The sequence below is a fragment of the Shewanella sp. HL-SH8 genome (assembly GCF_051165765.1).
Classification (GTDB): Bacteria; Pseudomonadota; Gammaproteobacteria; order Enterobacterales; family Shewanellaceae; genus Shewanella; species Shewanella glacialimarina.
This window is the reverse complement of sequence record NZ_CP195039.1, coordinates 2,811,656-2,836,023: the sequence shown is the minus strand read 5'-3', so window position 1 is coordinate 2,836,023 and position 24,368 is coordinate 2,811,656. Positions and strand designations below refer to the sequence as shown.

Annotated in this window: 21 protein-coding genes; 16 read left to right on the top strand and 5 right to left on the bottom strand. The window is 41.0% G+C overall.

What is annotated here, in order from left to right:
* The first annotated feature begins 46 nt into the window (after nt 1-46).
* Together ACRWQN_RS12540 and ACRWQN_RS12535 are read left to right on the top strand one after the other, a co-directional pair.
* Nucleotides 47-385 carry a MerR family transcriptional regulator gene (locus ACRWQN_RS12540; protein WP_434938062.1) on the top strand — a complete coding sequence of 113 codons (339 nt, stop codon included), beginning with the start codon at nt 47-49 and terminating at the stop codon, nt 383-385.
* 69 nt (nt 386-454) lie between these two features.
* Nucleotides 455-1,033 (top strand): NAD(P)H-dependent oxidoreductase, encoded by a 579-nt coding sequence (locus tag ACRWQN_RS12535; protein WP_434938060.1) that lies wholly within the window; start codon nt 455-457, stop codon nt 1,031-1,033.
* A gap of 230 nt (nt 1,034-1,263) precedes the next feature.
* On the opposite strand, the gene ACRWQN_RS12530 is transcribed toward ACRWQN_RS12535, so the two are convergent.
* On the bottom strand, nt 1,264-1,974 hold the full coding sequence (locus ACRWQN_RS12530; RefSeq protein WP_434938058.1) for an SIMPL domain-containing protein: 711 nt from the start codon (nt 1,972-1,974) through the stop codon (nt 1,264-1,266).
* Nucleotides 1,975-2,089: 115 nt separating this feature from the next.
* Here ACRWQN_RS12530 and ACRWQN_RS12525 point away from each other — a divergent pair, with 115 nt between their 5' ends.
* Nucleotides 2,090-3,301, top strand: coding sequence for an HD-GYP domain-containing protein (locus ACRWQN_RS12525; protein ID WP_434938056.1), 1,212 nt, complete (start codon nt 2,090-2,092; stop codon nt 3,299-3,301).
* Nucleotides 3,302-3,429: 128 nt separating this feature from the next.
* On the opposite strand, the gene ACRWQN_RS12520 is transcribed toward ACRWQN_RS12525, so the two are convergent.
* Both ACRWQN_RS12520 and ppsR read right to left on the bottom strand, forming a co-directional pair.
* Complete coding sequence (locus ACRWQN_RS12520) at nt 3,430-4,491, bottom strand: 3-deoxy-7-phosphoheptulonate synthase (protein ID WP_434938054.1); 1,062 nt, start codon at nt 4,489-4,491, stop codon at nt 3,430-3,432.
* A gap of 272 nt (nt 4,492-4,763) precedes the next feature.
* On the bottom strand, nt 4,764-5,576 hold the full coding sequence (ppsR, locus tag ACRWQN_RS12515) for a posphoenolpyruvate synthetase regulatory kinase/phosphorylase PpsR (RefSeq protein WP_434926414.1): 813 nt from the start codon (nt 5,574-5,576) through the stop codon (nt 4,764-4,766).
* 126 nt (nt 5,577-5,702) lie between these two features.
* Between ppsR and ppsA the strand changes: the two genes are divergently transcribed.
* The 5 genes from ppsA to ACRWQN_RS12490 all read left to right on the top strand — a co-directional run bounded on the left by ppsA (nt 5,703) and on the right by ACRWQN_RS12490 (nt 12,838).
* Nucleotides 5,703-8,072, top strand: a complete 2,370-nt coding sequence (gene ppsA / locus ACRWQN_RS12510; protein WP_434929063.1) for a phosphoenolpyruvate synthase — start codon at nt 5,703-5,705, stop codon at nt 8,070-8,072.
* A 157-nt stretch (nt 8,073-8,229) separates the two neighbouring features.
* Nucleotides 8,230-11,274 carry a D-2-hydroxyglutarate dehydrogenase YdiJ gene (ydiJ, locus tag ACRWQN_RS12505; protein WP_434938052.1) on the top strand — a complete coding sequence of 1,015 codons (3,045 nt, stop codon included), beginning with the start codon at nt 8,230-8,232 and terminating at the stop codon, nt 11,272-11,274.
* A gap of 11 nt (nt 11,275-11,285) precedes the next feature.
* Nucleotides 11,286-11,726: a DUF1285 domain-containing protein gene (locus tag ACRWQN_RS12500; protein ID WP_226415200.1), complete on the top strand. Its 441-nt coding sequence runs from the start codon at nt 11,286-11,288 to the stop codon at nt 11,724-11,726.
* A gap of 108 nt (nt 11,727-11,834) precedes the next feature.
* Entirely contained in the window at nt 11,835-12,251 is a 417-nt protein-coding gene (locus ACRWQN_RS12495) for a MarR family winged helix-turn-helix transcriptional regulator (protein ID WP_434931708.1), read from the top strand.
* 86 nt (nt 12,252-12,337) lie between these two features.
* Nucleotides 12,338-12,838, top strand: coding sequence for a GNAT family N-acetyltransferase (locus ACRWQN_RS12490; RefSeq protein WP_434929061.1), 501 nt, complete (start codon nt 12,338-12,340; stop codon nt 12,836-12,838).
* A 120-nt stretch (nt 12,839-12,958) separates the two neighbouring features.
* On the opposite strand, the gene fur is transcribed toward ACRWQN_RS12490, so the two are convergent.
* Complete coding sequence (gene fur, locus ACRWQN_RS12485) at nt 12,959-13,390, bottom strand: ferric iron uptake transcriptional regulator (protein WP_226415204.1); 432 nt, start codon at nt 13,388-13,390, stop codon at nt 12,959-12,961.
* Nucleotides 13,391-13,794: 404 nt separating this feature from the next.
* Between fur and cobB the strand changes: the two genes are divergently transcribed.
* Both cobB and ACRWQN_RS12475 read left to right on the top strand, forming a co-directional pair.
* Entirely contained in the window at nt 13,795-14,529 is a 735-nt protein-coding gene (gene cobB / locus ACRWQN_RS12480) for a Sir2 family NAD+-dependent deacetylase (protein WP_434931709.1), read from the top strand.
* A 113-nt stretch (nt 14,530-14,642) separates the two neighbouring features.
* Entirely contained in the window at nt 14,643-15,068 is a 426-nt protein-coding gene (locus ACRWQN_RS12475; protein ID WP_434940653.1) for an AAA family ATPase, read from the top strand.
* Between the two features lie 66 nt (nt 15,069-15,134).
* Here ACRWQN_RS12475 and ACRWQN_RS12470 read toward each other — a convergent pair whose 3' ends face one another.
* Nucleotides 15,135-16,421 carry a citrate synthase gene (locus tag ACRWQN_RS12470; protein WP_434926411.1) on the bottom strand — a complete coding sequence of 429 codons (1,287 nt, stop codon included), beginning with the start codon at nt 16,419-16,421 and terminating at the stop codon, nt 15,135-15,137.
* A 416-nt stretch (nt 16,422-16,837) separates the two neighbouring features.
* On the opposite strand from ACRWQN_RS12470, the gene sdhC reads away from it, so the two are divergent.
* From sdhC to odhB, 6 genes are all read left to right on the top strand, one after another.
* Nucleotides 16,838-17,233, top strand: a complete 396-nt coding sequence (gene sdhC, locus ACRWQN_RS12465; protein ID WP_226415282.1) for a succinate dehydrogenase cytochrome b556 subunit — start codon at nt 16,838-16,840, stop codon at nt 17,231-17,233.
* A complete protein-coding gene (sdhD, locus tag ACRWQN_RS12460; RefSeq protein ID WP_434926410.1) occupies nt 17,227-17,574 on the top strand; it encodes a succinate dehydrogenase, hydrophobic membrane anchor protein in 348 nt (115 codons plus the stop codon). Before sdhC ends, sdhD begins: the two co-directional genes overlap by 7 nt.
* Nucleotides 17,575-19,341 carry a succinate dehydrogenase flavoprotein subunit gene (gene sdhA / locus ACRWQN_RS12455; RefSeq protein WP_434931710.1) on the top strand — a complete coding sequence of 589 codons (1,767 nt, stop codon included), beginning with the start codon at nt 17,575-17,577 and terminating at the stop codon, nt 19,339-19,341. It abuts the gene before it with no gap.
* Between the two features lie 15 nt (nt 19,342-19,356).
* Nucleotides 19,357-20,064 carry a succinate dehydrogenase iron-sulfur subunit gene (locus ACRWQN_RS12450; protein ID WP_226415291.1) on the top strand — a complete coding sequence of 236 codons (708 nt, stop codon included), beginning with the start codon at nt 19,357-19,359 and terminating at the stop codon, nt 20,062-20,064.
* Nucleotides 20,065-20,286: 222 nt separating this feature from the next.
* Nucleotides 20,287-23,109: a 2-oxoglutarate dehydrogenase E1 component gene (sucA, locus tag ACRWQN_RS12445; protein ID WP_434938050.1), complete on the top strand. Its 2,823-nt coding sequence runs from the start codon at nt 20,287-20,289 to the stop codon at nt 23,107-23,109.
* A 28-nt stretch (nt 23,110-23,137) separates the two neighbouring features.
* On the top strand, nt 23,138-24,337 hold the full coding sequence (odhB, locus tag ACRWQN_RS12440; protein WP_434938048.1) for a 2-oxoglutarate dehydrogenase complex dihydrolipoyllysine-residue succinyltransferase: 1,200 nt from the start codon (nt 23,138-23,140) through the stop codon (nt 24,335-24,337).
* The last annotated feature ends 31 nt before the right edge of the window (nt 24,338-24,368 follow it).

The window sequence follows — 24,368 nt, the reverse complement described above, 5'->3', positions numbered from 1 at the left end:
TGTCTGAGGGTTTGTTAGTCATTAAATAAGATGAGGTTTTTCTAACATGTATATTGGTGAAATATCAACAAAGACCGGATTATCTATCAAGGCCATTCGTTTCTATGAAGAAAGGGGACTCATCCAAACGCCTGAAAGAAAAGGGCGTTATAGGATATACCGCCCAAAAGATATAGAACTGCTGATATTAATCAAAGAAGCTAAAGCACTAGGGGTTACTTTGTCTCAACTTGAAGGCGTTATAGTGTATAAAAATGGTCAAGTTGACTGGGCAAAAATCAAGCTATTTCTTAGTGAGTTTAGAGAGCAACTTGTGGTTAAAATTAATGACCTCAATAATAAAATAGCTAATATTGATCGATGTTATGAGCAAATAACATGTTAGAAAGACTTGACTCTCCCCTAATAGGGAGACGCTAAGCTACATCTCAAATCACCTTCTTTGGACAATGAGATGAGTAAGAAAATATTAGTGTTATCAGCAAACCCAAGAAAGAATAGTTTTATTAACCATTTAGCTTGCGTATATGCTGATGCCGCAGACAAGAACCATCAAGTTAAACGACTCGATATATCCGATATGCAGTTTATTCTGGATCTATCTGCAGGATATAAAGAGAGCATGCTAATGGAAGATCCACTTCAGGAATTTCAGGCTGCACTTGAGTGGTGCGAGCATCTAGTGATTTTAACCCCAATTTGGTGGGGAGCTGTGCCGGCAAAGCTAAAAGGGCTAATCGATCGTACTTTTTTACCTGGTTTTGCATTTCAATATGAGCAGGGCAAGTTAATCCCTAAAAAACTATTACAAGGTAAAACCGCTCGCATTATCATGACAATGGATACTCCACCTTGGTATTATATTTGGGTGCAAGGTGCTCCAGCGCTCAAGCAGTTAAAGAAAACCACGCTTGAATTTGTGGGTTTTCATTCAATAAAAAACAACATGCTTGGCCCTATTATTAATTCAACCCAAGACACGAGAACGCAATGGATTCAGCGGGTATCAAAACTTGGTTTTGAGGCGAGTTAGTCATGCTAAATAGCACCCGTGATAACGTCTTAAAGTCATTTAAGCTGTTAATATCATTAGCTGATTTTAGACGGGAATTTCACTTATTATCTATTTCTTTTAGTGCTTTCTGTGAACTCATTCTTATCGATATTGCTGCTAATTTAGCTGGCCTGTGGATTTACATTTTTGGCATTAAAACGAGGTATTAAGTTTGTCATTAGTGACTAGCTTTAACCTCAGAGAATCATTTAATCTGCTAAATAGTATGCAATTGTTGAAACAACTCTAACTTGTTTAATGTGTGGGTTGTTCTTGTCGCGGTCATTAATTGAAAACTGTCCCTGTGACGCCTTTTTAATCTTACCTAACTGACTGTTTGAGTCAGTAGCAAACTTTTCAGCAACCATGCGAGCATTAGTCGTTGATTGCTCAATCATTTGCGGTTTAATTTGATTTAGTCGGGTAAAGATATATTCAACCTGTGCATTGTAATCATTTTGGCTAAATACAATGCCTTTTTTACCTAATTCGGTCAGTTTGGGCATGGCATTGCGCACCAGTTGAATACTTTTAGAGTAAACAGTAATGGTTTGCAGTGCGGTGTAACGGAACTCAAAATCTTGCTGTCCACCATATTGCTGTGCCAATTTATCGTTAATAGTGGGAGCTGAAAGGCTGATCTCATCCACAGCGATATTCTGTGAGGTTAGAAAGTTAATCACTTGCTGTGCCTGGGAATCGACTTGATTATATAAGCCTTCAATGTCATTACTGGCAGCGGTAAATTGTATCGGCCAGATAACTATATCGGCTGGGAACTCTGCTTCAGCTAATCCTTTTACTGTGACACTTCGGTCATAGGTTTTTACTTCAATTAAGGCCTGTTTTATCAGTATGCCAAAAACGGTGAAGCTGAGGACTAGCATAAGCCCCAATATTGTTGCAGTTGATTTTTGCATTTTTCTACCTTCATGATTGATTATAAATTGTCATACTTTTAGTATAAAAAATATTCAACTGGCTAATTGAATATATCTAGCTAAGATAAGTTGGTGCCATTGCAAAGGACTGAAAATGCCCGCCACGTTATTGAATCAGGATTCAGACCAAATCAAGCTAGTATTACCGTCAGCTATTATGGCATGGCGTAAAACTGTTTTTGAACGCATTTTCAGTATTTTATCCCTCATTTGCATCCCCGTTTATATTACCAGTGTTTACCTGTGTATCAAGCTCGATTATTGGTGGCTAGTGGTGTTTGATACTTTTGTATATTGTGCATTTTTAAGTGTTGCCTTTGGTTTTTTTATTCCGCTTAAAATACGCTTTATTATTGGCTGTGCAATGACTTATTTGATTGGCGTTGCTTTTTTACTGGCTATTGGGCCCTCAGGAGCTGGTTTTTTTTGGCTCTTTACTTATCCACTATTGAGTTGTGCTTTACTCGGCAATAAGGCGGGTTATATTGCACAAGTGATTAACTTTTTTACATTGTCTGTAATAGGTCTACTTTTTGATCATCATGTATTAACGTGGCCAGAGATTACCAATTATTCATTTTTTATTTGGTGCGTCGTCGCGATTAATTTTATGGTGACGAATATTCTAGCCATGGCTATTTGTGGTTACTTATTACAGGCAACGGTAAAGCAGTTAAAACAAACACAATCATCTCGCTACGCCTTTATCGTCAGTTTGGCCACATTGTCAGAATCGTATCATTCAAGCACTAAATTACACATTCATCGTGTGGCAATGTATATGCAAATTTTAGCAATGCAACTGGCCAAGACAGCACCTAGTCATGATGAAATGATTGCGAACATTGATGATCTCATGCTGGCCAGCATGTTACACGATGTAGGCATGCTTAAGATCCCAGAGCGATTATTGTGCTACAAAGGCAAGCTATCTTTAGATGATGTTGAAGACATAAAACGTCACTGCATCAGTGGTGCATCTTCCCTAAAAAGCTTACAACATTACCACTCTAATGATGAGTTGTTATTAATGGCTAGAGAGATGGCGTTATATCATCATGAAAATTGGGATGGCTCAGGATATCCGCAAAATGTGATGGGTACACTTATTCCGCTAAGTGCACGTCTTATGAGATTAATTGATGTGTATGACGGCATGACGAGTGAGCGGCATTATAAGCAAGCGGCAGGGCATAAGGCTGCTGTTGAGTTTATTAGTCAGCAATCAGGCGTTTTATTTGATCCAAATGTCGTTAATGCTTTTCTACTGGTAACAACAGATTTTGCCAAATTGAACCCAAAGTAGACCTTTTTTGGGCATAAAAAAACCAGCGTTAAACGCTGGTTTCTCGATGTAAGCAGTTATGATCTCTATTACTTAAATCAGTACTGATAAAGCTATAGCAATTAAAAAGGTTCAAAACTTAATCGTTATTAAACCAGTTTTGCTTTACGGTCACGTGAAGCTTGCGCTAAATCACGCAGTAATTTTTCTGAGTCTTCCCAATGCAAACATGCATCGGTAATACTTTGGCCATATGTAAGCGGCTGACCTTCAATCACTTTCTGATTACCTTCAATCATAAAGCTTTCTGCCATTATGCCTGCTATCGCGGTTGAACCATCACGTAATTGGGCAATAATGCTATCGGCAACATTTAATTGGTTTTTATGATTTTTCTGGCTATTGCCATGACTAAAATCAACCACCATACGCTGGCTAATTCCTACTTCTTCAAGTTGCTGACGCACGGCTTCTATATCAGCAGCTTGATAGTTAGGTTGTTTACCGCCACGTAAAATGATGTGGCCATAAGGGTTTCCATGGGTGCGGTAAACCGCCATGGCGCCATCTTTATCTGGTGAATAAAATATATGCGGTACTTGCGCTGCGCGTACAGCATCAACAGCTATATTGATATTACCGTCTGTGCCATTTTTAAAGCCGACAGGACACGATAAAGCTGATGCCATTTCACGGTGAATTTGGCTTTCTGTGGTGCGAGCACCAATAGCGCCCCAGGTGATGAGATCTGCAATATATTGACCATTTACCATGTCTAAAAACTCAGTGGCGATAGGCAACTTTAATTCAGTAATTTGTTGTAGCAGTTGACGCGCCATGCGTAAGCCTTTATTAGGGCTGAAGCTGCCGTCTAAGTCAGGATCTGAAATCAGACCTTTCCAACCTACAATGGTTCTAGGCTTTTCAAAATAGACTCTCATAACAATGCATAAGTCATCTTTTAATTCATGGTGTAATGTCGATAAACGCTGGGCATAATCTAATGCGGCTTTAGTGTCATGAATCGAGCAAGGTCCAATAATCACTAACAGGCGTTGGTCTTCACCAGAAATAATAGCTTCTACTTCTCTACGCTGCTGAACAAGGTAGTCAGCGGCATTTTGAGTAAGCGGGTATTCAGACGCAAGTTGTGCGGGTGAAATTACTTTGCATAATAGGGATGTGCGTAGTTCATCTGTTTTAATCGTCATTCATCTTACCGCTAAATCGTGAGATGCTTATTTGCACCATAATGGAGGCGATTATAACCTCAAATGTGCTGACGATGCGAGTTTCAGAGGTCAACTAATGCTTGAAAAATATCAATGATCTTCAGCGGTAAATCCGATTAGGCCCTTTTTCACATGCTTTCGAATAAATTCCAGACAGCTTTTGAAATAGCTTTGACGAATACTCCTTCATTATATAGATGAAATATTCGTCAAGTCAGCCGTGTTCGAGATTGTTCTATATTAAAGACAACCTAGAACATGTGGCGCTCTAATCCTGTAATATCAAGAATTTTAGTCGCTATCTCTTCTACTGAATGATTAGTGGTATTCACAAAGGGAATACGCTCCCTTTTATACATCATTTCAACCTCTTTGACTTCTAAACGGCATTGTCTAAGCGATGAATAGCGGCTATTTTCCATGCGACTTTGACGAATTTCATGTAAACGGTTGGGATCAATCGTTAGACCGAATAATTTAGACTTATTTCGTTTAAGCGCATCGGGTAATTTAAGGTTATCCATATCATCTTCAGTAAAAGGATAATTCGCTGCTTTTATACCAAATTGCATTGATAAATAGAGACTTGAAGGAGTTTTTCCACATCGCGATACCCCTAAAAGAATGATGTCTGCTTTATCCATATGTTTCATGGTTTGGCCGTCATCGTTTTCCATTGAAAAGTTAATCGCTTCAATTCGAGCTTCATAACTGTGGTTAGCTTTACCATGAGTTCGATGTAAAGCGGGTTTAGCTTCGACACCTAAATGTTGTTCTAATGGCGCAACAAAGGTGTTTAAAAAATCATAATCCATTCCTTCTGACGAGAATATGACATTCCTGATGTCGGGGTTAACGATAGAATGGAACACCAAGGGTCTTTCTCCTGTGGTAATAAAACTATCATTTATTTGAAGCTTTACTTTTTCTGCTTTTTGGAGCGTTTCGACAAATGGAATGGTAAGTGCTTCAAATTGAATAGGAAATTGCGATAACACCGCATGACCAAAAACCTCTGCTGTGATCGCTGTTCCATCTGATATGTAGAATACTTTAGGTGCCATAATGACCTCTTGTAGTAATAAAATTACAAATAAAATTAATTATTTACGCGTCTTATAGGGGAGTGTAAAATGCTACTGCCCTTATGTGAAGTGGCCACTGAAATAAAAACTTGCGGAGATAAAACTGTGCAGCAATACGTACTCTGGTATCAAGAATTAGGCATGGGTGATGTGAACAAGGTCGGCGGTAAAAACGCATCCCTTGGAGAAATGATCAGTAATCTAGCCAATGCAGGCGTTCAAGTACCTGGTGGTTTTGCAACTACCTCTCATGCGTTTAATGAGTTCCTTGAGCAAAGTGGTGTTAATCAAAAGATTTACGACCTACTCGAAACCTTAGATGTAGACGATGTAACCGCGCTAGCTAAAGCCGGTGCACAGATTAGACAGTGGGTTATTGAAACTCCATTCCATCCAGAATTTGAAGCCGCCGTACGTGAAGCTTACGAGCAGTTAGCTAGCGAAACTTCAGAGGCTTCATTTGCCGTGCGTTCATCGGCAACCGCTGAAGATATGCCAGACGCTTCATTCGCTGGTCAGCAAGAAACCTTCCTAAACGTAAAAGGTTACGATGCAGTTATTCTTGCTATTAAGCATGTGTTTGCTTCGCTCTTTAACGATCGTGCTATTTCATACCGGGTTCACCAAGGTTATGAGCACCAAGGTGTGGCATTGTCAGCCGGTATTCAGCGCATGGTTCGCTCTGACAAAGCGGCATCAGGTGTGATGTTTACCATGGACACTGAATCAGGTAACAACGACGTTGTCTTTATCACTTCATCATTTGGTTTAGGTGAAATGGTTGTGCAGGGCGCGGTTAACCCAGACGAATTTTATGTACACAAACCAATTTTAGCGCAAGGGCATCAAGCTGTTGTGCGCCGTAATATCGGCAGCAAGTTAATTCAAATGGTTTACTCTGATGAAACATCTCACGGTAAACAAGTTAAAATTGAAGATGTTGCTGCTGATCAACGCCGTATATTTTCAATCAATGATGCTGAAGTGATGGAACTGGCGAAACAAGCCGTTATTATCGAAAAGCATTATGGCCGTGCAATGGATATTGAATGGGCAAAAGATGGCAACGACGGTAAGTTATATATCGTTCAAGCTCGCCCTGAAACCGTGCGTAGCCGTGAAGATGTTCAGTTAATTGAACGTTACCATTTAAAAACCAAAGGCGACGTAGTGTGTGAAGGTCGTGCAATTGGGCATAAAATTGGATCAGGCGTAGCAAAAGTATTAACATCAATTGCCGACATGGATCAGATTCAACCAGGTGATGTACTAGTTACTGACATGACAGACCCTGATTGGGAACCTATCATGAAGCGCGCTAGTGCGATCGTCACTAACCGTGGTGGCCGTACATGTCATGCAGCCATTATTGCGCGTGAGTTAGGCGTTCCTGCTGTTGTAGGTTGTGGCAACGTCACAGACCTTATTAAAAACGGCGAACTCGTTACCGTTTCTTGCGCTGAAGGTGATACAGGCTTTATTTATTCTGGTAAACAAGAGTTTGAAATCGTCACCAATCGTGTTGATACCTTGCCTGACTTACCAATGAAAATCATGATGAATGTCGGTAATCCTGACCGTGCATTTGATTTTGCTCGTTTACCTAACGAAGGTGTAGGTCTTGCGCGCTTAGAGTTCATTATCAACCGTATGATTGGTATTCACCCTAAAGCTTTGCTTGAGTTCAATCAACAAACTGCTGAGTTGCAAACTGAAATCAACGAAATGATTGCTGGTTATGACTCTCCTGTTGAGTTTTATATCGCACGTTTAGTTGAAGGTATAGCGACTATCGCTTCTGCTTTCTACCCGAAAAAAGTGATTGTACGTATGTCAGACTTTAAGTCTAACGAATACGCTAACTTAGTCGGTGGTGAACATTATGAGCCAGAAGAAGAAAACCCAATGTTGGGCTTCCGTGGTGCGAGTCGTTATATCTCTGAATCATTTCGCGATTGTTTCGCGTTAGAGTGTGAAGCAATTAAGCGTGTTCGTAACCAAATGGGCTTAACCAACGTTGAAGTGATGATCCCATTCGTACGTACCCTAGGCGAAGCAGCTCAAGTTATCGACTTACTTAAAGAAGAAGGCTTAGAGCGCGGTAAAGATGGATTACGCGTTATTATGATGTGTGAATTACCGTCAAACGCATTACTTGCCGAACAGTTCTTAGAGTACTTTGATGGCTTCTCAATCGGCTCTAACGATTTAACGCAGTTAACTTTGGGTTTAGATCGTGACTCTGGCATTATCAGCCATCTATTCGACGAGCGTAATCCAGCCGTGAAAGCGCTTTTAGCTATGGCCATTAAAGCGGCTAAAGACAAAGGTGCTTACGTGGGCATTTGTGGCCAAGGCCCATCTGACCATGCTGACTTTGCACAATGGTTAGTCGAGCAAGGTATCGATAGCGTATCACTTAATCCGGATACTGTGATCGACACTTGGTTGTACTTAGCAAAAGATCATGCTTAATCAATTAAACTTATCAAAATAGCTGGTTTGAATTCGATTTAGCATTTAGCTTCGAAGCCAATTACAGCTATTTTTATCAAGTTGATAAAAAAGCCGCTATTTAGCGGCTTTTTTTTGTTTATAATGGCTGCAACTAATAATAAATAATAAGTCTGCCATGTTACCTCTACTTTCACATAAACAAACTTTAGAACCGATTTATCTAGCGTATTTAGACGTGCTGGAACAAAGTGATTTTAATGGTGAAATCGACAAACGATATAGCGCCAGACTTATTCAAGCCACCGACAATTCTGTTTATCAATTTTTGCCCCAAGCGGTCATTTATCCAGCCAGTCAAAAAGACGTTGAGCTGGTCTTACGTTTAGCTGCAAAACCTGAATTTAGTGCGGTGACATTCAGCGCCCGTGGTGGTGGAACAGGCACTAATGGTCAATCATTAACCCATGGGTTTATTTTAGACGTATCCCGTCATATGAACCAAGTGATCGAGATCAACGCCAAAGAAGGTTGGGTTAAAGTGCAGGCTGGGGTGGTTAAAGATGCACTTAATGATGCACTCAGGCCCCATGGTTATTTCTTCAGTCCTGACTTATCCACGTCAAACCGTGCCACAGTGGGCGGAATGGTTAACACTGATGCTTCAGGGGCTGGGTCTTTGGTGTACGGTAAAACATCCGATCATGTTTTAGGACTTACCAGTGTATTAATCGACGGTAGTGTTTTAACGACTAGACCAATTAATCAAGATTCAACCCATTCTTCACCGACAGAAAATGCACTAGCAGATAGTATTATTGCCAAAGTAGCTGATATTTGTCGTGATAAGCGTGAATTAATCGATAACCGATTTCCTAAGTTGAATCGTTTTTTAACCGGTTACGATTTAAAACATGTGTGGAATGATACCTTAAGTCAATTTGATTTATCGCGTATTCTTGCTGGATCAGAAGGCACGCTTGCAGTGATCACCGAAGCAAAATTGAATATTACACCATTACCCACCACACGGATGATGGTTAATATAAAATATGACTCATTTGAGTCTGCTTTACGCCACGCTCCATCATTAGTTCAAGCCAAAGCCACAGTAGTTGAAACCGTTGACTCCAAAGTATTAAACCTAGCAAAAAAAGATATTATTTGGCACTCGGTAGCTGATTTAATTCAAGATGTGCCTAACAAGGTTATTGAAGGATTAAATATGGTTGAGTTTGCTGGTGATGATGCTGACGTTCGGGCCAAGGTCGCCAGTTTAGAAGCGGTATTAACCCAGCAACTTAACGACGAGTTATATGGGCTTGTTGGTTTTCAAGTAACCAGCGATAAACCCAGTATCGAGCAAATATATGGTATGCGTAAAAAAGCGGTAGGTTTACTGGGTGCCACTAAAGGTCGCCGTAAACCTATCGCTTTTGCTGAGGACACAGCAGTGCCACCTGAAAATTTGGCCGACTTTATTATGGAGTTCCGAGCTCTGTTAGATGGCCATAAATTGCAATATGGCATGTTTGGCCATGTAGATGCTGGTGTTCTGCACGTTCGCCCAGCCCTTGATATGTGTGATGAGGCCGATGAAAAGCTATTAAAGGTTATTTCTGATCAAGTGGCTGCATTGACCCTTAAGTACGGCGGCTTGATGTGGGGCGAGCACGGAAAAGGTGTACGCGGCGAGTATGGTCCTGCGGTTTTTGGTGACGAGTTATATGGCGTACTGCAATATATAAAAGGCTTATTTGATCCAGATAATCGTTTAAACCCTGGTAAGTTAGTTGCCCCAGCACAATCAGGTCCATTGATGTTTAATGTTGATAGCGCCAAACGAGGCAGTTTTGACAGACAAATTCCAGTAGTAGTGCGTGACGCTTTTCCCGATGTGATGAATTGTAACGGCAATGGCTTGTGCTTTAACTACAGTGCTTATTCGCCTATGTGCCCATCTTTTAAAGTCACAGGTGACAGAATTCAATCGCCTAAAGGGCGTGCGGGATTAATGCGAGAGTGGTTAAGGTTACTTGAAGCTGAAGGTGTTGATGTCAAAGCGTTAGCCGCATCAAAGTCATTAAGCTTATTGCAACGGGTGCAAAATACCATTAATGCTAAACGTGATTATGACTATTCACATGAGGTGATGGAGTCTTTAAAAGGGTGTTTAGGCTGTAAAGCGTGTTCTAGTCAGTGTCCGGTAAAAGTCGATGTGCCGAAATTTAGGGCACAATTTTTTGATATATACTACAAACGTTATTTACGTCCGGCTAAAGATTATTTAGTTGCCGGCATTGAAGACTCGCTGCCATTAATGGCCTCAATGCCAAAAGTGACCAACCTTGCGTCACAAAATCCGTTAAGCCAATGGATTATTAAAAAAACGATTGGTTATGTCGACTCCCCCAAGCTGTCAGTCCCGACATTAAAGCAACGTTTAGATGGTCACCCAAGTAGGGGTTATGACCTAGATGCTTTATACAGTATTCCTGAAGCTGATCGCGCCCAATACGTACTTGTTGTACAAGATCCGTTTAACTCTTTTTATGATGCCGATATAGTGTATCGTTTTATTCAGTTAATCGAAAAGCTAGGCTTTAAACCGGTTTTATTACCCTTTAAACCCAATGGTAAGCCTAGCCATATCAAGGGCTTTTTGTCTAAGTTTGCTAAAACGGCTCAAGACAGTGCTGACTTTTTAAATAAGGTCCATTCCCTTGGGATGCCGATGGTCGGTTTAGATCCTGCTTTAGTATTGTGCTACCGAGACGAATACCACGAAGCTTTGGGGAAAAAGCGTGGCGACTTTGAAGTAAAACTGGCTAATGAGTGGTTAGTTACCGCAATTGAACATTTACCTAAAATCATTAAGCAGACACCTGCAGAGTTTACCTGGTTTAGCCACTGTACCGAATCAACGGCTAAACCCAATACAGGTAAGGAATGGCAAACTATTTTTAGTCACTTTGGTGCTAAGGTAAGTAGTTTAAATCTAGGCTGCTGTGGTATGGCGGGCACATACGGTCATGAGTTAGAAAATCTTGAGCGGTCTAAAGCGTTATTTGACATGTCTTGGCAATCAAGTATTGATAAAGTGGCTCAAAAGAGCCAGATTCTAGTGTCAGGGTACTCATGTCGAAGTCAGGTTAAACGGTTTGCCAAATTTAATCCAAAGCACCCAATAGAAGCATTGCTAGCTTTGCTTGATAATAACTAGGTAGTGATGAAATGATAGATAACGAGACTGAAACAATGCCATCTATTGAGCAATTCACCCATAAAGACGGGGCGAAGTTATGCAGTGATGAGGTGTTATTCAGTATTTTATCTGATGGTAGTTGGCTGTATCTTAACAGTCCGCTACCGACTAAATTTGCGCGAATGTTTAGTCATATTTTACATTGCATCGATACTGAGTACTTCTTAATTACTCCTGTCGAAAAGGTGAAAGTATCTGTTGAAACCTGGCCACTGTTAATGGTTGATGTCGATAAAACAGAGCAAGGTTTTTGCTTTAAATCTAACCTTGATACTGACTTTAACGTGATACCATCAGATATTGAATTGGAACAGCAGGGAATTTTTGTAAGCCTTCCTAGGGGATTAACAGCAATATTAAACCGCGCTTGCTATTACCGATACATTAATGAACATGTCGATTTTGACTAAAATACTGTTTTGTAGCGTATGCTTTAACGTAAGTTTATACGATATGTTTTATGAGTGAAAATTGATCTTCGGAGTATTCGCAGTACAACCGCAGCGAGGAGGCATTAATTGAAACGATTCGAAAGTTTAAATTACTTGGTATCACATTTAAATTTGACGCTGCAGCAAGCGTTAGATGCGCGCCTCAAGCGATATGAGTTAGATATTAAGCTATGGCCGGTATTGTTTACCCTGTGGCAAGAAGAAGGCTTGAGTCAAACAGAACTGTCTAAACGATGTGATGTAGCTAATTACACCATGACGCGGTTACTTGATCAGTTGCAAGTGCAAGGGTTCGTCACTCGCCACCAAGAAGCCGATAATCGGCGCGCATTTCAAATTTATTTAACCGACAACGGTAAAGCCTTAGAGCATGACCTCATCCATGAAGCAGAATGGGTCAATGAGCAATTTTTGGAGCAACTGACCGATACTGAGCAACAAGAGTTAATGCGTTTGTTAAATAAAATCAACAAAACATGCTAAAATCTCAACGTTTTCAATTATGATAATAGATTAATAATCAATAAATATTGAAAATGGAATAGCCAATCATGGTTGATGAAAATAGCATTATTGCTGAAACAGAACGTTTAATTTTGCGCCCTTTTACGGTATCAGACGTGCCTAGCCTTTTTTTACTGAACAGTATCCCAGAAATTCTTACCTATATTCCTGCAGAGCCAATGACTCAAGAGTCGCAAGCGTTAGATATTTTTGAAAATGTGATTACTGCAGACTATCAACTACATGGGTTTGGCCGCTGGGCGGTACATCATAAAGCAGACAATAAGGTCATTGGTTTTTGTGGGCCTAAATATTTACCTGAGTTTGATAAGGTCGAATTGGGTTACCGTTACTTACCAGAGTATTGGAAAAGGGGAATTGGTTATGAAGCGGCACAAGCTGCAATTAACACATTCAAGCCATCATATGGAATTGAACTTGCTATAGCATTAATTTTGCACGGAAATGTTGGCTCAGAAGCGGTAGCTAAAAAGGTGGGAATGTCAGTCTTTGAACAGAGCGAGTATTATGGTCATAAAGTGCATGTTTATCAGCGCGATTTATAAAGACCATTGATGATAATTTTAGATACAAAAAAACCAGCTATGTTAGCTGGTTTTTATTTGCTTGATGCAATGGATAGTTTACTAATCTTAATAATCTAGCTTTCTGAACAATAGCATTAACTATTCGTCAGCGTGGTCGCAAGTATCATTAGTACAATGGCCGTAAAGGTACAAGCTGTGGTGAGTTAATTTAATATTATGACGCATAGCAATCTCGTCCTGGCGACGTTCAATAACATCATCAGAGAACTCAATAACTTTGTCACAGGTTAAGCACACTAAATGGTCGTGGTGCTTTTGAGTCGACATTTCAAATACCGCTTTGCCCGACTCAAAATGGTGACGGTTTAAAATACCGGCATCATCAAATTGGTTAAGCACGCGGTAAACAGTAGCTAAACCAATTTCTTCGCCTACTTCAAGTAACCGCTTGTACAAGTCTTCTGCACTGATGTGTTGATTTTCAGGGTTTTGCATTAGCTCTAGAATTTTAACTCTTGGCAGGGTAATTTTTAAACCGGCTTTTTTAAGCGCTTGATTTCCATCTGTCATTGCTAATCTCTTGATTGCAGAACCAATCGGTTCATCCGTGGGTAATTAATTCATTATATGTGTTGAATCGGAAAACTTAAACCTCTTAAACTGCTTAATCGACTTATTAGCCCAAAAATCGCCGTTATTAACAACGCTTAGCAAAAAAATAGCTTATTTGTGACAGTAAGCCTACTTATACTAAGGGATTATTGCCATTAATGATCTTTGGATTAACACTAGAAAATATGTTTTATTTAGTCTATTGAAATAAATAAAACTAAAAATGATTGAAGTTAGTTGCAGGTTAAACCCTGCTATTGATAGTGTAAGCTTGATTACTTAGCCTGCTATTTGTCTGACAGCGGCAGAGCTGTTTCATTATATAACTTAAAAATACACCCTAATAATAAAAAGGAAGCACCATGTACCGGAATATTGTCGTGTTAACCGGCGCAGGCATTTCTGCAGAGTCAGGTATTCGCACTTTTCGTGATCAAGATGGTTTATGGGAGCAGCATCACATAGAAGATGTGGCGACACCTGAAGGCTATGCTAAAGATATTGCATTAGTTGAGCGATTTTATAATAACCGTTGGACACAATTACATTCAGGTGAAGTATGTGAGAATTTGGCTCATATTGCCTTGGCCAAATTAGAAGCTGAGTTTGAGGGCAATCTACTAGTGATTACCCAGAATGTAGATGACTTGCATGAACGTGCTGGTTCAAGACGTTTATTGCATATGCACGGGGAATTATCCAAAGGTCGATGCCCTAAATCACTGCAAACATTTATTTTGCGCGAACCCTTTGGTCCCGACAATTGCTGTACCTGCTGTATTCCTGCAATGCGTTTACGGCCACATATTGTCTGGTTTGGTGAAATGCCTTTCGGAATGGACCGAATACATGATGCACTGGACCGCTGCGACTTATTTATCGCTATCGGCACTTCAGGTACGGTTTATCCTGCAGCAGGTTTTGTTGATAGTGCTAATCATCATGGCGCGCAAACCGTTGAGGTTAATCTTGTTGCGCCCGATAGACATAGTCAATTCCAATACCATTTTACCGGTAAAGCAGGGGACATTATGCCCCAGTTAGTGGACAATATTTTGCAGGGTAAAACTATTGGCAGCGAGTCGATATCGTCATGAGTACTAAGTCCGCAGACATTAAGTCAATAGATTCTGAAACAATAGATACTGGGTCAGTGAGCACTGAGCACACATGCATTGATGGTGAGTTATTCCATAGGCTAGCTATCATTATGCGTGGTTTACCCGGAAGTGGTAAATCACATTGGGTAGAGCAATTTATTCAATCACAACCTTTGTCAGTTGCGTTGCAGACTAAGCAATATGGTTATTTCTCAACCGATAGTTTATTTGTTGTTGAGGGGCTGTATCAATTTGATATCAGTAAATTATCTGAATATCATCAAATTAATTTAAGCTTATTCATTGAGGCCTTATCAAGAGGTGAACCCATAGTCATATGTGATAATACCAATGTGTGTCATTGGGAATATATCGCTTATAAAACTGCTGCTGTCGCTTTGGGTTATAAGGTGAAAATTGTTATAACTGGTGAGCCAAAATCAGCATTTCATCAACAATTGTGCGCAAAACGCAACAAGCATAATGTTCCTTTGAAGCATATTCAAAGAATGGGGAAAGCGTTTGACCTAGGATGAATATTTGTTTTTTGAATACAAAAAAGCGCCTTTCGGCGCTTTTTTATTTAGACATCATTTAATGAATTAACGTTTGTCTAAACTCACAAATTCACGCGCTGACTCACCAGTATATAACTGGCGAGGGCGGCTAATTTTGTGACCTGGTTGATCTAACATTTCTTTCCAATGTGAAATCCAACCAACGGTACGTGACAATGCAAATAGCACTGTAAACATATCATTAGGGATACCAATGGCTTTCATGATGAGACCAGAGTAGAAGTCAACGTTCGGATATAGCTTCTTAGAGATAAAATATTCATCTTCAAGTGCAATACGCTCAAGTTCCATTGCTACATCGAGTAATGGGTCAACCACTTTAAGTTCATTTAGAACTTCATGACAGGTTTCACGCATCACTTTTGCGCGAGGGTCAAAGTTCTTGTAAACACGGTGTCCGAAGCCCATTAAGCGGAATGGGTCATTCTTGTCTTTCGCTTTAGCGATAAACTCTGGGATACGATCCACAGAACCAATCTCTTCAAGCATAGCAAGACAAGCTTCGTTTGCGCCGCCGTGAGCAGGGCCCCATAGTGATGCGATACCCGCTGCGATACACGCAAATGGGTTAGCACCAGAAGAACCAGCTAAACGTACAGTAGAGGTAGATGCATTTTGCTCATGGTCAGCATGGAGTACAAAAATACGATCCATTGCTTTTTCTACAACAGGGTTAACTTTATATTCTTCGCAAGGTGTTGCGAACATCATCGATAAAAAGTTACCCGCATAGCTTAAGTCGTTACGTGGATACACAAATGGTTGACCCATTGAGTATTTGTAACACATAGCAGCGATTGTTGGCATTTTTGACACCAAACGATAAGCTGCTATTTCACGATGCTTAGAATTGTTAACATCAAGAGAGTCTTGATAGAAAGCAGACAGTGCCCCTGTCACACCACATAGCATTGCCATTGGGTGTGCGTCACGACGGAAACCGCGGAAGAAGAAAGCGATTTGCTCGTGAACCATAGTGTGTTCTTTCACTGTGGCTTCAAACTTGTCGAAATCAGCCTTAGACGGTAGCTCTCCGTATAAAAGCAAGTAGCATAAATCTAAATAAGTTGATTCAGTTGCAAGTTGATCAATCGGATAACCACGGTGTAATAAAATACCTTGATCACCATCGATATATGTAATTGCAGACTCACAAGAAGCTGTTGCTAGAAAGCCTGGATCGAAAGTGAAATAACCTTTCTTCCCTAATGTACTGATGTCGATTACATCAAACCCTTCAGTACCTTTCTTGATTGGTAAGTCGATTGAATCGTTACCTGGTAACTCTAATTTGGCTATATTATCAGCCATACCCCGTTCTCCTTACGTCATTCTATATCTATGAGTGCGGCATGTTAAGCGGACATTACTTTACAGTGAATAGGGATCACAGATCAATTTAAATAAGCGTTTAAATTTGTTAGACCAAGGTATATATCTAGCTGAAAGCCTTGTGGTATAGGCTTTAGAATAAAAAAATCATAAAAAAACAGAATTTGCATAATGTGATGTTTGTATTTGACAATTCTCACGAGTATACTTGCTTACGTCCCTAAGGGCGACAAACATCACACTTTAGAAATGATTACTTTACAAACTAAAATAGTGATTTCTCAATTGCTTAGATGTTTGATAGTAATTTCTTTTTTGCTCAAATAATGTAATAAACATTTTTTGACCTTGATGCGTTTAAAGCAAAAAAGAGATACATAAAAAAATAATGCTCAATGGAGCTGAGTGAGCAGAACGTGAAAAAGCAAAGACCTGTCCATCTAGACCTGCAGACGATAAGCTTCCCTGCGACAGCTATCGCATCTATCCTACACCGCATTTCCGGTGTCATCATGCTATTCGCTATTGGTATTCTTTTGTGGCTGTTAAATTCAACTTTAACATCTGCTGAAGGCTTCGCTAGCGTACAAACCTTGTTTGATGGTTTCGTAATGAAGTTCATCCTTTGGGGCATTCTAACCGCGCTTGGATATCACTTATTAGGTGGCATACGTCATTTGATTATGGATACTGGCCGTTGGGAAGAGCTAGCTTCAGGTATCGCTTCAGCTAAAGTGATGTTTGCTTTAGCAGCAACCTTTTCTATCATAGCGGGGATTTGGGTATGGTAACTAACGCAGCAAGTTTTGGACGTAGTGGTGTCCATGACTATATTTTATTACGCGCAAGTGCGGTAATCCTAGCTTGTTATACTATTTTCTTGGTGGGATTTATCGCGTGTAGTTCTCCACTGACTTTCGAGATTTGGCATGGCTTGTTTAGCACATTGCCAATGAAAGTATTTACACTGTTAGCCTTAGTTGCTTTACTCGTCCACGCTTGGATTGGTGTATGGCAAGTATTGACTGACTATGTAAAAAGCACATCGTTACGTGGTGTATTACAATTTACCTTCGTTGTGACCGCATTCAGTTATTTAGCGGCCGGCATCGTGATAGTGTGGGGTGTATAAGTGAGTATTCCAGTACGCGAATTTGATGCAATCGTGATTGGCGCCGGTGGCGCTGGTATGCGAGCAGCATTACAGATTTCTAAAGAAGGTAAAAGCTGTGCGCTTTTATCAAAAGTGTTTCCTACCCGTTCTCATACCGTATCTGCGCAAGGTGGTATCACTGTTGCGTTAGGTAATGCGCATGAAGATCACTGGGAACAACACATGTATGATACGGTGAAAGGTTCTGATTTTATCGGCGACCAAGAAGCCATTGAGTTTATGTGTAAAACCGGTCCAGAAGCGATTATCGAACTTGAGCAAATGGGTTTACCATTCTCTCGTTTTGAAAATGGTACTATTTACCAGCGTCCTTTTGGTGGCCAATCAAGAAACTTTGGTGGTGAGCAAGCTGCGCGTACCGCTGCTGCCGCAGACCGAACAGGTCATGCTCTACTGCACTGTTTGTATCAACAAAACGTCAAGCATAAAACAGATGTTTATTCTGAATGGTATGCTTTAGATCTTGTTAAAAATGAAGATGACGTTGTTGTTGGCTGTACTGCGATTGAAATTGAAACAGGCAACATTGTTTATTTCAAAGCAAAAGCAACTATTTTAGCAACTGGCGGAGCAGGGCGTATTTATGCGTCAACCACTAATGCGCACATCAATACTGGTGATGGCGTTGGTATTGCGGCTCGTGCTGGTGTTCAGTTACAAGACATGGAAATGTGGCAGTTCCACCCTACGGGTATTGCTGGCGCAGGTACATTGGTGACTGAAGGTTGTCGCGGCGAAGGTGGATATCTTTTAAATAAAGATGGCGAACGTTTCATGGAACGTTATGCACCAAATGCCAAAGATTTAGCATCGCGTGACGTGGTAGCACGTTCAATGATGACTGAAATTCGTGAAGGTCGTGGTTTAGATGGTCCTTTAGGTCCACACTTATTACTTAAGCTTGATCATTTAGGCAAAGAGACCCTTGAAGCCCGTCTTCCTGGTGTGTGTGAATTATCACGTACTTTTGCTCACATTGATCCGGCTGATGGTCCAATTCCTGTTATTCCAACTTGTCATTATATGATGGGTGGATTGCCAACTAAAGTCAGTGGTCAAGTTATTCGTCAGAATGCTGATGGTACTGAGCAAGACGTACTAGGTTTATTTGCTGTAGGTGAGATCGCTTGTGTATCTGTACACGGTGCGAATCGCTTAGGTGGTAACTCTCTTCTTGATTTAGTGGTATTTGGTCGTGCTGCAGGTCAGCACTTAGGTAAAGCTTTAGATGCTACGCCTGATCCAAAAGCGGCCACAGACGTAGAAATTAGTGCATCACTTGCTCGTCTTAATCGTTGGGAAAGCAACAAAGACGGCGAAGATCCTTCGGTTATCCGTAAAGAGCTTCAATTGTGTATGCAGTTAAATTTCTCTGTTTTCCGCAGTGGTGATTCCATGGCAGAAGGTCTAGAACAGCTACAAGCAATCCAAAAGCGTCTTGAGAAGGCTAAGCTATCTGATAACTCTGATGAATTTAATACTCAACGTATTGAATGTTTAGAATTAGATAACTTAATGTCAACAGCGCTGGCAACTGCCTATGCAGCTAACTTCCGTACTGAAAGCCGTGGTGCACATTCTCGTGAAGATTATTTAGACCGTGATGATGATAATTGGTTATGCCACAGCTTGTATGATCCAAAAACACAAGCTATGACAAAACGTGATGTCAATATGACACCTAAATTACGTGATGCGTTTCCACCGGTAAAACGTACCTATTAGGCAGGAGTTGCAAAGATGAAATTAACATTTGCATTGTATCGTTATAATTCTGATGTAGATACCAAGCCTTATATGAAGGACTACACCTTAGAAGTGCCTGATGGCTCTGATATGATGGTGTTAGATGCATTAATTAAGCTGAAAGAACAAGACCCAACAATTGCGTTTCGTCGTTCATGCCGTGAAGGTGTGTGTGGTTCTGACGGTGTTAACATGAATGGTAAAAACGGCTTAGCGTGTATTACGCCAATTTCGACCTTTAAAGGGAAAAAAATTGTAGTTCGTCCTTTACCAGGCATGCCAGTTGTGCGAGATTTGGTCGTTGATCTAACTCAGTTCTATAAGCAATACGAAAAAATTAAGCCTTATCTTATCAATGATGAAAAGGCCCCAGCGCGTGAGCATTTACAATCACCTGAAGAGCGCGAGCACTTAGATGGTTTATACGAATGTATCATGTGTGCATGTTGTTCTACGGCTTGTCCTTCTTTCTGGTGGAATCCAGATAAGTTTATCGGACCAAGTGGTTTATTACATGCGTATCGTTTCTTAATTGACAGCCGTGATACCGCTACTGAAGAGCGTTTATCTGAGCTTGACGATGCTTACAGTGTGTTCCGTTGCCACGGAATTATGAACTGTGTTGATGTTTGTCCTAAAGGACTAAACCCAACTAAAGCAATTGGTCATATCAAGTCAATGTTATTGAAACGAGCTGTTTAATGAACACAGAAGAGCCTTTAAATACGTTTAATTAGCTCTTTATGAGAGTCATCTTCATATTGGAGATGGCTCTTTTGTGTGTTTACGGATTACCTTTGTCATTAATTTGTTAGATCCGTTATTTAGTACAAGTCTTTGGCAGAGATAGAAGTTAAGCATGACGATTGTGTTAATTGTTATGCATTATGGCTAGCACGTGTATCAAGTTTGAAAGGAATAACAATGCACCAAGGCATCATGAAAGCCTGGCTCGAGTCGTCTCACTTAAGTGGTTCGAATGCGACCTATGTAGAAGAGATGTATGAAGCCTATCAAGAAGATCCGCAATCAGTTTCTGCTGATTGGCAGGTCGTTTTTGATAATCTCCCACCTGTTAATGGTAGTTCTGTTGAAGTACCAGAGGTTTCCCACTCTAAAGTTCGTGACTATTTCCGTAGTTTAGCCTTAGAAAGCCGTGCGAAAGGGGCTGCTCGTGTCAGTGACCCAGAGTTAGATGCAAAGCAGGTTAAAGTACTGCAATTAATTAACGCTCATCGTTTCCGTGGTCATCAAAATGCTAACCTAGATCCATTAGGTATGTGGAAGCGTGACGTGGTTCAAGAGCTAGATCCTGCTTACCACGGCTTAACCGCTGAAGATATGCAGCGTGAGTTCAACACGGGTTCATTCGCATTAGGCGGTGAGACCATGAAACTTGCGGATATTATTTTTGCCCTTAAGAGCAGCTACTGTGGCTCGATTGGTGCGGAATATATGCATATCACTGATACCGACGAAAAACGTTGGATCCAGCAACGTCTAGAGCCAACCTTAGGTAAGGCTAATTACGACAATGCTGTTAAAAAACGTATTCTTGAAGGCCTAAATGCTGCTGAAGGTATTGAAAAATACTTAGGTGCAAAATTCCCAGGCGCTAAACGTTTCTCTTTAGAAGGTGGTGATGCGCTTGTTCCAATGATGCGCGAAATCATTTACCGTGCCGGTGAAGCGGGAACTAAAGAAATCGTCGTAGGTATGGCTCACCGTGGTCGTTTAAACTTACTCATTAACGTGCTCGGTAAACGTCCTAGTGAATTATTTGACGAGTTTGCTGGCAAGCATGCCGACACGCATGGTTCAGGTGACGTTAAATATCACCAAGGTTTCTCATCAGATTTTGAAACGCCAGGTGGCAATGTTCACCTAGCGTTAGCTTTTAATCCATCACACCTTGAGATCGTTAACCCAGTGGTTATCGGTTCCGTACGCGCTCGTCAAGATCGTCGCGGCTGTAAAGATGGCTTACAAGTTATGCCTATTACTATTCATGGTGACTCAGCTATTACTGGGCAGGGTATCGTACAAGAGACATTTAACATGTCTCAAACCCGTGGTTTTACAGTGGGTGGTAGTATCCGCATCGTGGTAAATAACCAGGTTGGTTTTACCACATCTAACCATGCAGATGTCCGGTCAACAGAATACTGTACTGATATTGCTAAAATGGTTCAGGCACCGATTTTCCACGTTAACTCAGATGATCCTGAAGCGGTTGCGTTTATTTCGCAGCTTGCGGTGGATTACCGTAATGAGTTTAAGCGTGATGTGGTGATTGATTTAGTTTGTTATCGTCGTCATGGCCATAACGAAGCTGATGAACCTAGTGCAACACAGCCGTTGATGTACGCAAAAATTAAAAAACACCCAACGCCGCGTAAAATTTATGCTGACAAGTTAATTGCTGAAAACAGCATTGCTGCTGATGAAGTAACAGGCTTAATTAATCATTACCGTGATGCGCTTGATGCCGGTGACTGTGTGGTCAAAGAGTGGCGTCCAATGACGTTACATACCGTTGACTGGACACCTTATCTGAATCGCGAATGGGATGAAGATTACGCAGGTTCTATGTCAATGGAACGTCTACAAAACTTAGCTAATAAGTTAGTCGATATTCCTGAAAATCATACGCTGCAATCACGAGTTGCCAAAATTTGTGCTGACCGTGTATTGATGGCAAAAGGCGAGAAGTTGCTTGACTGGGGGTTTGCTGAAACCTTAGCGTATGCTTCTATCCTTGAAGATAAAAAACGCGTGCGTATTACGGGTCAAGACTCTGGCCGTGGCACTTTCTTCCATCGTCATGCTGTATTGCATAATCAAAAAGACGGTACAACCTACTTACCTTTGCGTAATGTGGCAGAAGAACAAGCACCGATTGATATTATTGACTCAGTATTGTCAGAAGCATCAGTACTTGCATTTGAATATGGCTACGCGACTGCAGAACCAGGTGGTCTAACCATTTGGGAAGCGCAATTTGGTGACTTCGTTAACTGTGCTCAAGTGGTCATTGACCAATTCTTATCGTCAGGTGAACAAAAGTGGGGCCGTTTATGTGGTCTAACTATGTTACTACCACATGGCTATGAAGGTCAGGGCCCTGAGCATTCAAGTGCGCGTTTAGAACGTTTCTTACAATTATGTGCTAACCACAATATGCAGGTATGTGTGCCATCAACACCGGCACAGGTTTATCACATGTTACGTCGCCAAGTGGTACGCCCAATGCGTCGTCCATTAGTGGTGATGTCTCCAAAATCTTTGCTACGTCACCCATTAGCAGTGTCTAGCCTAGAAGAACTTGCTGAAGGTACTTTCCAAAATATTATTGGCGAGATAGATACGTTAGAGGCAAGCAAAGTAGACCGAGTTGTGTTCTGTAGCGGTAAGGTGTATTTCGAATTACTTGAAAGACGCCGTAAAGAAAATATCACTAACATAGCAATCATTCGTGTTGAGCAGTTGTATCCTTTCCCTGATGTGGAAATGCGTGCAGCACTAGAAACATATCAACATGTTACTGATTTTGTTTGGTGTCAGGAAGAGCCTCAAAACCAAGGTGCGTGGTACTGTAGTCAGCATCACTTCTGGGCTAATATTCCTGCAGGCGCTCAATTAACTTATGCCGGTCGTGAAGCGTCAGCTGCACCAGCGTGTGGTTATCCAGGGTTGCATGTACATCAGCAAGAGTCGTTATTGAATAGCGCATTAAAACTGTCGTAAAGATAATTTATATAAAGGGAAGCTTTCCATGAGTATCGAAATTAAGGTACCCGTATTACCAGAATCAGTTGCTGATGCAACTATTGCTACTTGGCATGTTAAGCCTGGTGAACAGGTGTCTCGCGATCAAAACTTAGTTGATATCGAGACCGACAAAGTTGTTCTAGAAGTTGTTGCACCAGAAGACGGTTCAATTTCTGAATTATTATTTGAAGAAGGCGACACCGTTTTAGGTGAGCAAGTTATCGCAAGATTTGTTGCTGGCGCTGTATCTGGACAAGAAGTGACTAAAGCTGAGGCGACAGCGCCTGCTGCTGAAGCTGCACCAGAGCAAACTTCTGATGAATCAAATGATGCATTAAGCCCATCAGTACGACGTTTAATTGCGGAGCATAATCTTGATGCTGCTAAAATTAAAGGTACTGGCGTTGGCGGACGTATTACTAAAGAAGACGTAGAAGCATTTGCTAAATCAGCACCTGCTAGCAAACCAGCGGCTGTAGCTGCACCGGTTGCACCGTTAGAAGGTCGTAGCGAAAAACGCGTACCTATGACGCGTTTACGTAAAACAATTGCAAAGCGTTTGTTAGAAGCTAAAAATTCTACCGCGATGTTAACTACGTTTAACGAAGTTAACATGAAGCCAATTATGGATATCCGTAAGCAATACCAAGATGTTTTTGAAAAGCGCCACGGTATCCGTTTAGGCTTTATGTCTTTCTACATCAAAGCGGTCACCGAAGCGCTTAAGCGTTTCCCTGAAGTTAATGCATCAATTGATGGTGATGATATTGTTTATCACAACTATTTTGATATCAGCATTGCAGTATCAACGCCTCGTGGTCTGGTAACCCCAGTACTACGTGACACCGATACTATGAACTTAGCTGAAATCGAAAAAGCGGTACGTGAATTAGCGCTTAAAGGCCGTGACGGAAAATTGTCTGTTGCTGACATGACCGGCGGTAACTTCACTGTGACTAACGGTGGCGTGTTTGGTTCGCTTATGTCTACGCCAATTTTAAATCTGCCACAAAGTGCAATCTTAGGCATGCATGCCATTAAAGATCGCCCAATGGCAGTCAATGGTCAGGTAGAAATCCTGCCAATGATGTACCTAGCACTCTCTTACGATCACCGTATTGTTGATGGTCGTGAGTCAGTTGGCTTCTTAGTCGCGATTAAAGACTTCTTAGAAGATCCAACTCGTCTACTACTTGATTTATAAGTAGTTAGATAAACCCTCGTCGCTGGCTCAT